This is a genomic window from Neobacillus mesonae, from assembly GCF_023715155.1.
Taxonomy (GTDB): domain Bacteria; phylum Bacillota; class Bacilli; order Bacillales; family Cytobacillaceae; genus Neobacillus; species Neobacillus mesonae_A.
The window spans coordinates 1-13566 of record NZ_JAMBNQ010000039.1 but is presented as its reverse complement, the minus strand read 5'-3'; the positions used below and the strand labels follow the sequence as shown (position 1 = coordinate 13566).

Here is a 13566-nt window from a genome sequence, read left to right as displayed (position 1 = left end):
TTTTTATACTTTATGAGTTTATCAGTTTTGACTTTAAGAATGGTTCAAGGTTCATCAGCAGATGCATTGTACGCAGGAAAGGCGTTAGCTTTATCCAGGAGAGCCAAGTTAAGTTAGTTTCTCCTCGAATAAGTTATAAAAGAATGATTCATAAAGCGCCTCTTTAAACAGATTGAGGTTAATTACCTTCATTCTGTAAGTCAAAAGGCCATCAGGGATATTTTGGGGCAATGAGGAAAAACTGCTGAGAAATCATCACAAGGACAAGCTATCCTTGCTCCAAAGGTACTTACCTTTCTTATATGTGTCCAATTTTGGGACACCTGGATTTTCTATTGTTTTCAAGGGATGAAACCTTTATACTATAATAATGTGCAGAGAAAGGTTTTTTATTCTATTCTTATGCTGTGCAGGTCATTATATAAAGAATGAAGTTTACTTTATTTTGTAAAGAAAGGGGTTATTTCATACATGAATGAGAAACAACGTTTAGAAGGTCAGCAAGTGAATACTGCTAATTCTTCGGACAAAAAATCCGAAAAGGATTACAGTAAATACTTTACACAAGTTATTACACCGCCTTCTTTAAAAGAAGCAAAAAAAAGAGGAAAATCCGAGATTCAGTATCATGATGACTTTGGAATTCCCGAAGAATTTAGAGGAATGGGAGAAGGACGTAAGTTTTACATTCGTACTTACGGCTGTCAAATGAATGAACATGATACCGAGGTAATGGCAGGAATTTTTTTGGCCCTGGGATATGAACCTACGGATAATACTGAAGATGCCAATGTGATTCTGCTTAACACATGCGCAATTCGTGAAAATGCAGAAAATAAAGTATTTGGTGAACTTGGCCATTTAAAGTCATTAAAAATGGAGAAACCAGATCTTCTTTTAGGTGTCTGCGGCTGTATGTCACAGGAAGAATCTGTTGTGAACAAAATTTTAAAAACATATCATCATGTTGATATGATTTTTGGTACCCATAATATCCACCGCCTGCCGCATATTTTGAATGAGGCGTATATGTCTAAAGAAATGGTGGTTGAAGTATGGTCAAAGGAAGGGGACGTTATTGAAAACCTTCCGAAAGAACGTAAAGGCCAAATTAAGGCATGGGTTAATATTATGTACGGTTGTGATAAATTCTGCACCTATTGTATCGTACCTTACACACGCGGAAAAGAGCGCAGCCGTCGTCCTGAAGAGATTATTCAGGAAGTACGCCATCTGGCAGCACAAGGATATAAAGAAATCACTCTTCTGGGTCAAAACGTAAATGCTTACGGGAAGGATTTTGAAGACATTCAGTATGGCCTTGGTGATTTAATGGATGAAATCCGTAAAATTGATATCCCGCGTGTCCGCTTTACAACAAGTCATCCACGTGATTTTGATGACCATTTGATTGAAGTTCTGGCAAAGGGCGGAAATCTAATGGATCATATTCATCTGCCAGTACAATCAGGGTCTACAGATATTTTAAAAATTATGGCTCGAAAATATACAAGAGAACAATATTTAGAGCTTGTTAGGAAGATTAAAGCAGCAATTCCGAACGTTTCGTTGACAACAGATATTATTGTAGGATATCCAAATGAAACAGAAGAACAATTCGAGGAAACACTATCCCTATATCGTGAAGTAGGCTATGAAACTGCCTATACCTTTATATATTCACCAAGGGAAGGAACACCTGCCGCAAAAATGGAAGACAATGTTCCTATGGAAGTGAAAAAGGAACGCTTACAGCGTTTAAATAACCTGGTAAATGAGCTTTCCGCCGAGGCTATGAAAAAATATGAAGGTCAAATCGTCGAAGTATTAGTCGATGGGGAAAGCAAGAACAACCCTGATGTCCTTGCAGGGTATACAACGAAAAACAAACTTGTAAACTTTAAAGGACCAAAATCTGCCATTGGTAATATTGTAAAGGTTAAAATTAACGAGGCAAAAACTTGGTCTTTAAATGGAGAAATGGTGGAAGAAAACGAACCGGCAGAGGTGAAATAAAGTGGCTAACTATACAAAAGATGATATTGTTTCTCGTGCAACAGATTTAGCACGGATGATTGCGGAAACGGATGAAGTAGACTTTTTCAAAAGAGCAGAAGCACATATTCACGAAAATCCAAAAGTAAAAACAATGATTTCTGATATCAAAGGATTGCAAAAGCAAGCAGTAAATCTTCAACATTATGGAAAACCAGAAGCATTGAAAAAGGTTGAAGAAAAGATTGCTGCCATTGAAGCAGAATTGGATGCCATTCCAATTGTTCAAGAATTTAAACGGTCTCAGCTTGAAGTAAATGAATTACTGCAATTAATCGCTTCAACTATTTCCAACACAGTCACTGACGAAGTGATTACCTCTACTGGAGGGGACTTATTAAGCGGTGAAACAGGCGCCAGCATCAACAATGGCGGCGCAGATTGTGCTGGTCACGCAGATTGCGATCATGAGCATTAATAATAAGCCAGGCCTTATATAGGGCCTGGCTTTTTACATATGAACTAATATATTTGAAAAGCCGGACATCAGGCACACCTCCATTCATCCAGCATAAGATGTCATGACTAAACTTTTATCCTGCTTTTGAAAAAATTTCAACTCACACTAGTATAGACATTCGCATAGGATGAAATGAAAAGAAATGAGGAGGGTTCGCGCAAAATGGGAGAATATAGAGAGATATTTGCGAAAGCCGTAGTCGCGAAAGGACGTAAATATACCTCGTCCAATCATACGATTAGCCCGGCACATAATCCATCGAGCATTCTCGGCTGTTGGGTTATCAACCATAAATACAACGCGAAAAAAGTTGGTAAAACAGTAGAGATTCACGGCTCATATGACATCAACACTTGGTATTCTTATAATGACAATACCAAAACAGAAGTAGTGACCGAACGTGTTCAATACACAGATGTCATCAAGTTAAAATACCGTGACAGTGACTGCATGGATGATAGCGAAATTGTAGCCAAAGTGCTGCAGCAGCCGAATACTTGTGAAGCAGTAATTTCCCCAAATGGCAATAAAATTATCGTTCATGTCGAAAGAGAATTCCTTGTTGAGGTCATTGGAGAGACAAAGGTTTGTGTAAGAGTCAATCCAGACGGCTGTAAAGATGAGGAAGAAGATTGGGGAATGGATGTAGACGACGAGGAATTCGAAGAACTCAATCCGGATTTCTTAGTCGGCGGTGAAGAAGAATAACCATAACTAGGAGGTTTTTACTTCCTAGTTTTTTCTTTTTTATTTTGAATTTCAAAGGAAAAAATGAAGCACCTTAATGATAGGAGGTGCTTCACGATGGAACCAAGACAGCCTGGAAATAAAAGAATGCCCGATTTTGACACATTAAATGATCGAATCATTGCCGAAAAACCTTCTGGACCCATGTTAGTAATCAAGACAAATCTTGATTCAAAGAGTGTAGCAGAGGAAAACCCTTATTACCAAGGTAAGGATGTGGAAGATCCAAAGGAGTTTCAAAATTATTTTGAAGAATGAAAGCCAAGGTTATTCCCCTTGGCTTTCCTCCCATTCATGTTTTAATAAAGATAACACATATGTATCGTGTGACTGATTATTTTGATAGATGTATCCTCGAAGCAGCCCTTCATTTGTGAATCCCAGCTTTTTAAGAAGCTTTAAAGAAACTTCATTTTCAGGGTAAACAACCGCACCAACCCGGTATAACTCCAATTGTTGAAAACTAAAGTCAAGAATCTCTTTTAAAGCTTCAGAGGCAAAGCCGTTTCCCCAAAATGCCGGATGCAGTTCGTATCCAATCTCAGCCCGCTTATTATTAAGCTGCAAGGAATTTAAACCAATCGTACCAATTATTCTTTGATTTTCCTTCAGTTTGATGCCCCAGCGAATGCCCCTTTTTTCATGATAATTCTTGTGATACATATCAATTAATTTAGTGGCTTCAGCCGGCAATACGAATGGATCCGTTCCATAATATTTTGTTACTTCTTCGAGGGATAAGATACCGAATATGCTATCTAAATGTTGGTGTGTAATTTCAATTAATTTTAGTCTTTTTGTTTCTAGTGTAGGAAAAGCCACTGTCTCACCCCAATTCCACATTCTATATATCAGTGTATATGGAATGATGGTAAAAATAAAGAATTTTGGCATCTTAAAATGGGTAATACAAAAAAATAATTAGGACATTTTAGTAACTTCTGATGTGATATTATCATTTTTAACTGAACTGTATTACACAACAACAACAAACAGCAATAGAGAACGATGTCTTTGGCTGCCCTGATAGGTCCCTCTTTAAATTGAAAAATGAAGCATTCGGGACAAACACTTAGATAAAACATATAATAGAGCTATATTTAAAAAGTTGAAAGGGGAAGCAAAAATGGAAAATGAAAATAAAATAAAAACAACGATTGAAACTAAAAATATCAGTTTGGCATTGGCTAATAAAATGCTTGAAGCCGCTCTATTAAAAGCAGAGGAGCTGGGTATGCCATTTAGCATTGCCATTGTTGACCGGACTGGAAATTTGAAAACCTTTGCTGCACAGGATGGAGCCCAGGTTCTAAGTATAGAAATTGCTCAAAATAAAGCATTTTCTGCTGCCGCCTACAACAGGCCTACCCATGAGTGGTATGATAGAATCAAAAATGACCCTCCATTGCTTCATGGAATAGTACATACTAAAAAATTAGTGATTTTTGGCGGAGGCTATCCAATTAGTATAAATGGTGAATTAATTGGCGGTATAGGGGTAAGCGGCGGCCACTATACTCAAGACATGCAAGTATGTGAAGCTGCCCTGGAAGTGTTAAAAAATTACGTTTAGAATTTGTTGAGTTATTGTGAAATACTGCTGCATAGCTTTTCTAAAATCAAATATTATTTATGAAAGGAAGAGAGTAATCAAAGTAGTTGGTTGCTTTCTCCTTTTTATTATCTGAAAATTTTGATATGATAGTGATATAGTTTTTAGTGAAAGCAGAAAGGAGAAAGTAAATGATTTTACAGCTGGAAGATGTTTCGTTAAAACGTGATGGAAATTGGATTTTACAAAATATTAATTGGAATATTGAGCAAGGTGAACATTGGGTATTATTTGGTTTAAACGGTTCTGGGAAAACATCGATATTAAATTTATTAAATGCCTATAATTTCCCGACAAAAGGAAAGATAACAGTTCTTGGGATGGAATTTGGAAAAACGTATCTTGGTGAAAAACTCCGGAAGCAAATCGGGTTTGTTTCCTCGTCACTGCAGGAAAAATTTCATGCTGGTGACAATGCATTTGAGGTCGTATTAAGCGGAGCATTTGCGTCTATTGGTTTATATGAAACTCCAACAGACGAAATGAGGGAAAAGGCTGGCGTGCTGCTTGAAGAATTGGGATGTAATGACTATGCTAACCGGCGGTATATAACATTATCTCAAGGTGAAAAACAACGTGTTCAAATTGCCCGGGCTTTAATGGCTGAACCAGCTCTGCTCATACTGGATGAACCGACAAATGGATTAGATTTTGTGGCCCGTGAGAAACTGCTGGAAACAGTTGAACACATTGCAGAAAAAACAAATGCACCAACAATCATTTATGTTACCCACCATGTAGAGGAAATTTTACCTATTTTTAATAAAACCCTTCTACTAAAAGAAGGAAATGTATTTTCTGCTGGAGATACAAAAGATATTTTATCAGGTGAACAGCTTACAAAGTTTTTCGACATGCCGGTGAGTGTATTATGGGAGAACAATCGGCCATTATTATCAAAAAAGCAGCCAGTGTCAGGCACCATGTGAAAAATTCCCATGGTGCTGACGTTTCTCCTCTATTTTTAGAGCATTTTATTCTGGATTTTTGTAATTACTTTACTTCGTGGAGGAAGACTTTTGGTAAGCCATACATTTCCTCCTACTACTGAGCCTTTACCTATAACGGTCTCACCGCCTAGTATGGTAGCGCCGGCATATACAGTTACATCATCCTCAAGGACAGGGTGACGTCTATTTCCGCCTTTAATAATCTCTCCATTATGATCTCTTTGAAATGAGAATGCACCAAGTGTTACACCTTGGTAAACTGTTACGTTATTACCAATAATGGTTGTTTCTCCAATAACAATTCCAGTACCGTGGTCCATAAAAAAACTATGTCCAATAGTGGCACCTGGATGAATATCTATGCCTGTTTTACTATGTGAGTATTCCGATATTACACGAGCTATTAAAGTATAGCCCATTTTATAAAATTCATGGGATATCCTATGGACAATAATAGAGAAAACTCCAGGATAAGTTAGCACAATTTCTTGGTAACTTTTAGCTGCAGGATCCTTTTGATAAGCTGCTTTAATATCCTGTAGAATAATGGCTCTTAATTCAGGTATTTTTTCGATAAATGCAAGAGAGTTTTGGTTTATCAGCTGTTTATTCCCAGTATAAGATAATAACTGCTGCACTTGTATATGTAGTTTGGTTAAATTGTTTAAAGTAAAGTCAATGTCCTGATTTGAAAAATAGTATTCTGGTAAAAGTACTTTTATAGTATTATCAATAAAATCTGGAACTTTCCTTAAATCAATTTTAAGGGGGGGAGCTTGAGATTCCAGCTGCTCTTGAACCTGGTCTTGTAACTTATTAAAAACATCTAATAATCTGCTATGTTCCATAAAAAATCCAGTCCTAACTTTGTAATTTATTTTAAGTTTATTATACATATAATTTTATTTCAAACAACTAGAATTTACAAAATTTATAACATTCGAAAATCAAAATTCTGTATAACGAGAAAAAAGGCTTTGCTGGCAAATGAAAATGCTGCATCAGGGTTAACCTGGTGCAGCCATTTTAAACCCAAATATTTTTTGAGGTTGAGCTATGTTATATTTAAAAAGTCTGAAACCATTTTTGTATATTCATCAATTGGATAGGATTTATATAATAGACTAGATAACCGTATCGGGTCCCCGAAGAAATACCTCTCATATTGAGTCTGCCTTGTGCCAAACGAACTCATTGTCAGTTCCCATGCCAGCCGAAAGATTTTTACCCGGTCTTCTGCCGTCCTCGAGGCACCTTGAAGGTATTGGTCCAAATCAGGTTTTATTGCCGATTTGAAATCTTCCTCGGTTGGTAAGGTCACCATACCGCTTGCTCCTACCAATTGGATAATTTCACTAAAACGAGGGTATATTCGCGGGAAAATATTAGTGGCAGTTTGGAGTGGAGCCATATTGGGTCTTAAATATCCCCATTCATCTATTTCTGCTTCTACCTCTGATTTAATTAACAATGCCTTCATCGTTTCAAGACCTATGATAATTTCTGATAATTTCTCCTGGATGTGCTGATAACTGCTTACATTAATCGTTTCGACAAGGAGTCCAGCGACACCTAGAACGAATTCTGTTTTTGCAATTTGTCTCGTCACCGCCTGATGGGTGGCATAATTATGGAAAGAACTGAGCGAGATAAATTCATTCGCAGCCTCAACATTATTATAGAAAAAGACACAATCCCATGGAACGAGTACATGATCAAACACTAAAATGGTGTCCATTTCCTCATATTGCGAACTAAGCGGAGAATTATAGGCAGAGTCTCCGCCGACAAATGATTCCCGGCAGATAAATTTTAACCCCTTTGTATTAGAAGGAATCGAGAAAGCGTAGGCATCTGCGTCCATATAAACTCCTCCGGCAGAATAAACCAATACCTCATCCGTCAGTCCGCCTTGAGTGGCTAAAAGGCGTGCCCCTTTTACAATGATTCCTTTTTCATTATGATCAATCACGCGTGCTGCAATCGGCTCTTTTGAAAAATCGATATTTAGCTGTGAGCGATTTACCTGCGGGGTGATAAATGTATGTGTAAAGGAAAGATCGTTTTCCTTCGCCCTGTTATATAGAGAACGAATATTTTCGGGGAAACAATTTTCTCTGCCTTCTAAAATAGCTGCCGAGGAGGCAAAAGCCATGATGACAGAATTCATATAATCAGGGCTTCTTCCCATCATCCCATGTGTGTGGTTTGCCCAAATTTCCATCATTGTCCTTCTATTTAACAAATCTTCATGTGTTTTTGGCTGTAAATAAGAAAGTCCAATCGGTTCTCCTGTTTCGGGGGATAAATAGGTAAGTTTCCTGTGCAGGAGGGGGTCATGCTGCAAATCATAAAGAGATGCCTTACTTTTAATAATTCCTTTAAATGCAGGATGTTCTGAAATCCTTCCTTCTATTTTTTTACCATCCAGCCAGATGTTTGGATTAAGCCGATCAATCCGTTCAATAAATTCTTTTCCGCTAATGGCTCCCATATAACCACCCCTTAATTTGGGCCATTAAAAAATTTTGAGCTAGTTTATTTTATTGGATAGATGGTTAACTTGTTCCGAAAAAGGCAATAAAGGGCGGATGACTTGAAAGATCATATTTAAAGGAATCCGTGTATAGTCCGACTTTCATCCCGCTTTTTTAATCATTCAGTTTCCTATTGTCATGTAAGGTGGAACCAGAAGTACAAAATCATGTATTGAAACATTCTAAGCCATTCAACGTTTACCCGCTTTTTATGTTCACTGTAAGCTTTAACATTGGCTCATTTATTCTCTTCTATATCCACTAAATGTTCCTGTTGTAATTGCAATAATGCCTTTTTAATCGTATTTCGGCTGACTCCTATATTCCTTAAATAAATCACTTTCATATAATTTTTGAGATGTTTTAAAGGTAAATGATCATGACGGGCCAGCAGGACATACTACTTTAACAAACTTTAGAAAAGGTTTTAGAGTACAAATTGAATTGGCTGCTGTTTTGTAATAATAGAATACGAAAAGCAGCCCCAACAGTGATGTATGTTAGGGATGCTTTTCGCTTAAATTATACGGGATTATGCCTTTTATCTAAAATGTGAATAAATAGTGAAAATTATATGTGAAGAAAATGTGAAAAACACATGAAGAAGCTTCACATTTTTTTATTAAGCTCTATAATACCCATATAGGTATAAAACCCATTGGGGTATATCTGATAGACTGTTAACAAAAATGCTTGGAGGGAAAAACATGACACAGAAAGTAATCATCGTAGGCGGAGTTGCTGGCGGAGCTACTGCTGCTGCCAGATTAAGAAGATTAAGTGAAGAAGTAGAAATCATTCTTGTAGAACGCGGGGAACATATTTCATTTGCAAATTGCGGACTTCCCTACTTTATTGGTGAAACCATCCAGGATCGAAGCAAATTATTAGTACAAACCGTAAAAGGAATGTCAGAACGGTTTAATCTTGATATCCGTAATTTAAGTGAGGTAGTAAGTATTGAACCTGAAAGTAAGAAAGTAATGATCAAGAATTTACAAAATGGAGAAGTGTACGAAGAATCCTATGATAAGTTATTACTTTCACCAGGAGCTAGACCAATCGTACCACCTATCCCTGGATTAAATGAAACCAAGTCCTTATTTACACTAAGGAATATTCCAGATACTGACAAAATCAAAAGTTATGTTGATGCCAAGTTTCCTAAAAAGGCAGTTGTTATTGGCGGTGGATTTATTGGTATAGAAATGGCTGAAAACTTAGTGGACAGGGGAATCGACGTTACCATTATTGAAATGGCTAATCAAGTTATGGCACCCATCGATTTTGAAATGGCCAGTATTTTACACACTCATTTAAAAGAAAAAGGCGTAACTTTAGTCTTAGAAAATGGTGTGCAATCATTTGCTGAGCAAGGAAACAAGGTTATCCTTTCCGATGGAACAGTAATCGAAACCGATATGACCATTTTATCAATCGGAGTCAGACCAGAAAATGAATTAGCCAAGACAGCAGGATTGGAAATGGGAGAGAGAGGGGGAATTATTGTTAATGAATACCTTCAAACCTCAAATGAAGATATTTATGCTGTTGGTGATGCGGTCGAGGTTGTCGATTATATTAGCGGAACAAAGGCGATGATCCCGTTAGCAGGACCTGCCAACAGCCAAGGACGGATTGCGGCAAACAATATGATGGGCAAAAAAGAGAAGTATCAAGGAACAATGGGTACTTCGATTGCCAAGGTATTTGATTTGACTGTTGCGGCAACAGGAAACAATGAGAAAACATTGAAACGCTTAGAGGTGCCATATGAAGTTGTTCATATTCACCCAAGTTCACATGCAGGATACTTTCCGGGAGCAGCTCCGATTGCCTTAAAATTAATTTTTGATAAAGAAACCGGAAAAATTTTCGGCGCCCAAGCCGTCGGGGCAGACGGGGTGGATAAGCGCATTGACGTAATTGCAACTGCCATAATAGGTGGATTGACAGCAGAAGACTTAACAAACCTGGAATTGTCATATGCCCCTCCTTATTCATCTGCAAAAGATCCGGTTAATATGGCTGGTTATGTGGCTTCCAATATTATGGAGAACGAAGTGGAAATGGTTCAGTGGCACGAAATTGACAAAATCGTTGCAGACGGAGGACTTGTCATCGACGTTCGTGAGCCAATGGAGCGGGAATTTGGTTTTATCGAAGGTTCCATTAATATTCCTTTAAATGATTTAAGAAACAGATTAGAAGAGCTGCCAAAGAACCAGACCATTTATGTCAGCTGCCAAGTCGGATTAAGAGGATATTTGGCAAGCAGAATTTTAAAAAACAACGGCTATCATGTTAAAAATGTGGATGGCGGGTGGAAAACATATTCCTCCGTGTTCGGAAGCAATGTAAACAAAAATGTTGTAACCTCAACTAACGAACTTGGGGAAACCGTTGTAAATAATGCAAATATTATAAAAGCCGATTCGGTTTTAGATGTAAGCGGCTTAACTTGCCCAATGCCAGTCATCAAATTGAAAAAAGGTTTAGATACATTGAAAAGCGGACAAATATTAGAGCTGTATGTCACAGATAAGGGAGCTCTAAACGATCTGCCGGCTTGGGCAAAAAATGCAGGTCATACGATCCTAAAAACGGAAATCGAAAAAAATCTAATCAAATTTTGGATTGAAAAAAACTAAGTGAGTGTAACCTTTTAGTAAGACGTTTTCTATTGAGGTACCCACAACAATAAAAGATAGTAGAAAAGCAAGGCAGTTCATTCACATGAATTCGCTTTGCTTTTTTATTAGTATAGTAGGGTTTTTAGATATTTGGATGGTTAACATGGAAGTAAAATCCAATGTTTTTATAGTTGCAAATTTGTCCTGCGGGAGTAAGGGAAAGGGGGGAAAGACCCCGCAGGCGCCAAAGCACCGAGGAAGGCTCCCCAAACCGCCCCCGGAAAGCGAAGTGACTGGAGAGGGAATAAAAAAACAGACTCTAAAAAAGAGTCTGTCCATGTTTGGCATATTATTAAGCTTTTTGAACGTTAGCTGCTTGTGCTCCACGTTGACCTTGCTCAACATCAAAAGTCACATCTTGACCTTCTTCTAATGTCTTGTACCCTTCGCCTTGGATAGCTGAGAAATGAACGAATACATCTTCTCCACCTTCACGTTCGATGAATCCGAAGCCTTTTTCGCCATTAAACCATTTTACTTTACCTTTTTCCATGTTTGTTGCCTCCTAGTGTGATAGAACACACAATGTATTACTATCCTTGCTCTCAGTGATCATCAAGACGAAAAGTTTTTACTAATACTATCCTTTACACCGAACAAAAATAATTCTTCTTTAGAATAGCATGTTTAGAAATAGTTTGCAAGGAATAAAATTTTTTAACTAAAGCTCCCCCCATTAGTAAAATAAGCTTCTTCATTACTATTACCGTATATTTACTCAAAACAATAAAAAGCAATGTGATTCAAGTTGAACAACTTTTATACTTGCATGATCCTGTGCAGGGACTCCAAAAGAATGTCTTAACCTTTTATACCAATATTATTAATTACAATTTAAACTAAATAAATTTTATTAAAAATTGCATGATCTGATTTTGTAGACAATTCTTTTCTCATAAACGACACGGGAAAATATGGAGGATAATAAGTTAGAATCAAAAGATGACCTAGAAAGATAATAAATTTGAAAGGGAAAGTATTATAGGAGATTACAGTAAATAAGGTGCTGGACGCAGCTTACTCATACCGATTGTAAAAATGAAAACAGAAATAAATAGTTATGAATCATAACAAAATTTTAGTTTGGTCTTGACAGCAAAGTTCATAAGCACTCTTTTTTGCATACTGAAAAAAATTTTATAATACTATTGACTTTATACCTATAGGGGTATATTATAAAGCTTATCAATGAGATTCATCCATTGAAGGAGGCTAAAATGATCATACTAATTTTGATAACATTAATTATATCATTTATACTATATAAAAGATATTTTCCGGTTCTTGGTGTTCATTTTATTCATTTAAAGGATTTAGAAGTAGAGAAAATAAAGATCATAGATATTAGAGACTATAATGTGTCCTACAAGGATCCTATCAAGGGTTCAATAAATATCCCGATCGCCTACCTAAATAGAAGTATTGAAGAAATTCCTGATAATGATTTATATATCGTCACATCAAGTTCACTTGAAAAAAATGTTGGAATTCGTTTTCTTAGAAAAAAAGGTTTCCGGGTTGTCGGATATTCCATTTCTAACCATAACAAAAATTCATTAAAGAAAAATTCTTTAAATATAGAAAATAATTGTTGTTAAAGGAGAAAAATTTATGGATTACACTGATCAAATTAAAAATAGAGTAAAACGGATTGAAGGACAGTTAAGAGGAATTTTAAGAATGATGGAAGAAAAACAGGATTGCAAAGAAGTAATCACTCAGTTGTCTGCATCCAGAACTGCCATCGATCGTACAATTGGTGTTATTGTAAGTTCCAATTTGGTAGAATGTGTACAAAAAGCGAATGACCAAGAGGATAGAAGCATGGAGGAAATTGTTAAAGAAGCTGTCAATTTGCTTGTAAAAAGCCGATGATTTTTTAAGAAAATACTATACCCAATAAGGTGATATAAAAATCTTGGAGGGTATACTATTTTCTTCATAAAAATACACCTAATGATAAGATAATGAGGGAGAAAATCATTTTAAATAGTAAAAAAACGTTGACACCTTTTATACTTTTGCTTACTATTATACCCATTGGGGTAATCAAACGGGAGAGGAGAAGATTTCATGATGAGTATTGATAAGGTATTAGATGCAAAAGGATTAGCATGTCCAATGCCGATTGTAAAAACAAAAAAGGCGATGGATGAACTTGAATCTAGTCAAGTAGTAGAAATCCATACCACTGATAAGGGTGCAAAAAATGATCTTGCAGCCTGGGCTAAATCAGCTGGACATGAGTTATTGAAATATGATGAAGAAAATGCGGTATTAAAGTTTTGGATTAAAAAAGGATAATTTTTTTGACACTAAAATATACCCATACCAGTAATGGTTTAATACATTATTTTACTTTCAGTAAATTACCGCATGGTATATAAGGAGCATTCCTGTTAGAAGGATTTTCGGGGACTTGAACAAAAAGGAGCCCTCTTGGTATGATACGGGGTGTCAAATCGTGGCGAGATGACCCCTAACTTAGTTAACCAAGGAGGACTCCAATAAT

14 protein-coding genes are annotated in these 13566 nt (G+C 36.7%); 10 read left to right on the top strand and 4 right to left on the bottom strand.

The features are described 5' to 3' along the window. The first annotated feature begins 471 nt into the window (after positions 1–471). From miaB to M3183_RS22000, 4 genes are all read left to right on the top strand, one after another. A complete protein-coding gene (miaB, locus tag M3183_RS22015) occupies positions 472–2016 on the top strand; it encodes a tRNA (N6-isopentenyl adenosine(37)-C2)-methylthiotransferase MiaB (RefSeq protein ID WP_251473000.1) in 1545 nt (514 codons plus the stop codon). Between the two features lies 1 nt (position 2017). Continuing rightward, a complete protein-coding gene (locus M3183_RS22010; protein WP_251472998.1) occupies positions 2018–2473 on the top strand; it encodes a YlbF/YmcA family competence regulator in 456 nt (151 codons plus the stop codon). 204 nt (positions 2474–2677) lie between these two features. After that, positions 2678–3223, top strand: coding sequence for an outer spore coat protein CotE (locus M3183_RS22005; RefSeq protein ID WP_251472996.1), 546 nt, complete (start codon positions 2678–2680; stop codon positions 3221–3223). A gap of 96 nt (positions 3224–3319) precedes the next feature. Then, complete coding sequence (locus M3183_RS22000) at positions 3320–3520, top strand: hypothetical protein (RefSeq protein ID WP_251472994.1); 201 nt, start codon at positions 3320–3322, stop codon at positions 3518–3520. Positions 3521–3529: 9 nt separating this feature from the next. On the opposite strand, the gene M3183_RS21995 is transcribed toward M3183_RS22000, so the two are convergent. Continuing rightward, entirely contained in the window at positions 3530–4084 is a 555-nt protein-coding gene (locus tag M3183_RS21995; RefSeq protein ID WP_251472993.1) for a GNAT family N-acetyltransferase, read from the bottom strand. Between the two features lie 304 nt (positions 4085–4388). Between M3183_RS21995 and M3183_RS21990 the strand changes: the two genes are divergently transcribed. Continuing rightward, on the top strand, positions 4389–4835 hold the full coding sequence (locus tag M3183_RS21990) for a GlcG/HbpS family heme-binding protein (RefSeq protein ID WP_251472992.1): 447 nt from the start codon (positions 4389–4391) through the stop codon (positions 4833–4835). A 170-nt stretch (positions 4836–5005) separates the two neighbouring features. Further along, the gene (locus tag M3183_RS21985) at positions 5006–5803 is read left to right on the top strand and encodes an ABC transporter ATP-binding protein (protein WP_251472991.1); all 798 of its coding nucleotides are present in this window, start codon (positions 5006–5008) and stop codon (positions 5801–5803) included. Between the two features lie 35 nt (positions 5804–5838). Here M3183_RS21985 and epsC read toward each other — a convergent pair whose 3' ends face one another. Together epsC and hpaB are read right to left on the bottom strand one after the other, a co-directional pair. Then, positions 5839–6720 (bottom strand): serine O-acetyltransferase EpsC, encoded by an 882-nt coding sequence (epsC, locus tag M3183_RS21980; RefSeq protein WP_251472990.1) that lies wholly within the window; start codon positions 6718–6720, stop codon positions 5839–5841. A gap of 158 nt (positions 6721–6878) precedes the next feature. Beyond that, complete coding sequence (gene hpaB, locus M3183_RS21975) at positions 6879–8318, bottom strand: 4-hydroxyphenylacetate 3-monooxygenase, oxygenase component (RefSeq protein WP_251472989.1); 1440 nt, start codon at positions 8316–8318, stop codon at positions 6879–6881. 750 nt (positions 8319–9068) lie between these two features. On the opposite strand from hpaB, the gene M3183_RS21970 reads away from it, so the two are divergent. Beyond that, complete coding sequence (locus tag M3183_RS21970) at positions 9069–11012, top strand: CoA-disulfide reductase (protein ID WP_251472988.1); 1944 nt, start codon at positions 9069–9071, stop codon at positions 11010–11012. A 334-nt stretch (positions 11013–11346) separates the two neighbouring features. Here M3183_RS21970 and M3183_RS21965 read toward each other — a convergent pair whose 3' ends face one another. After that, positions 11347–11547, bottom strand: a complete 201-nt coding sequence (locus M3183_RS21965; protein WP_251472986.1) for a cold-shock protein — start codon at positions 11545–11547, stop codon at positions 11347–11349. 724 nt (positions 11548–12271) lie between these two features. On the opposite strand from M3183_RS21965, the gene M3183_RS21960 reads away from it, so the two are divergent. From M3183_RS21960 to M3183_RS21950, 3 genes are all read left to right on the top strand, one after another. After that, positions 12272–12652 (top strand): rhodanese-like domain-containing protein, encoded by a 381-nt coding sequence (locus M3183_RS21960; protein ID WP_251472984.1) that lies wholly within the window; start codon positions 12272–12274, stop codon positions 12650–12652. A 13-nt stretch (positions 12653–12665) separates the two neighbouring features. After that, the gene (locus tag M3183_RS21955; RefSeq protein WP_251472982.1) at positions 12666–12929 is read left to right on the top strand and encodes a metal-sensitive transcriptional regulator; all 264 of its coding nucleotides are present in this window, start codon (positions 12666–12668) and stop codon (positions 12927–12929) included. Between the two features lie 201 nt (positions 12930–13130). Beyond that, entirely contained in the window at positions 13131–13358 is a 228-nt protein-coding gene (locus tag M3183_RS21950; RefSeq protein WP_251473052.1) for a sulfurtransferase TusA family protein, read from the top strand. The last annotated feature ends 208 nt before the right edge of the window (positions 13359–13566 follow it).

Coding starts and splice junctions, on each gene's coding strand:
- M3183_RS21955 (WP_251472982.1), top strand. CDS start 12,666: ATGGATTACACTGATCAAATTAAAAATAGAGTAAAACGGATTGAAGGA.
- M3183_RS21950 (WP_251473052.1), top strand. CDS start 13,131: ATGAGTATTGATAAGGTATTAGATGCAAAAGGATTAGCATGTCCAATG.
- M3183_RS21985 (WP_251472991.1), top strand. CDS start 5,006: ATGATTTTACAGCTGGAAGATGTTTCGTTAAAACGTGATGGAAATTGG.
- M3183_RS21965 (WP_251472986.1), bottom strand. CDS start 11,547: ATGGAAAAAGGTAAAGTAAAATGGTTTAATGGCGAAAAAGGCTTCGGA.
- M3183_RS21960 (WP_251472984.1), top strand. CDS start 12,272: ATGATCATACTAATTTTGATAACATTAATTATATCATTTATACTATAT.
- M3183_RS22005 (WP_251472996.1), top strand. CDS start 2,678: ATGGGAGAATATAGAGAGATATTTGCGAAAGCCGTAGTCGCGAAAGGA.
- hpaB (WP_251472989.1), bottom strand. CDS start 8,318: ATGGGAGCCATTAGCGGAAAAGAATTTATTGAACGGATTGATCGGCTT.
- M3183_RS22000 (WP_251472994.1), top strand. CDS start 3,320: ATGGAACCAAGACAGCCTGGAAATAAAAGAATGCCCGATTTTGACACA.
- epsC (WP_251472990.1), bottom strand. CDS start 6,720: ATGTATAATAAACTTAAAATAAATTACAAAGTTAGGACTGGATTTTTT.
- M3183_RS21970 (WP_251472988.1), top strand. CDS start 9,069: ATGACACAGAAAGTAATCATCGTAGGCGGAGTTGCTGGCGGAGCTACT.
- M3183_RS21990 (WP_251472992.1), top strand. CDS start 4,389: ATGGAAAATGAAAATAAAATAAAAACAACGATTGAAACTAAAAATATC.
- miaB (WP_251473000.1), top strand. CDS start 472: ATGAATGAGAAACAACGTTTAGAAGGTCAGCAAGTGAATACTGCTAAT.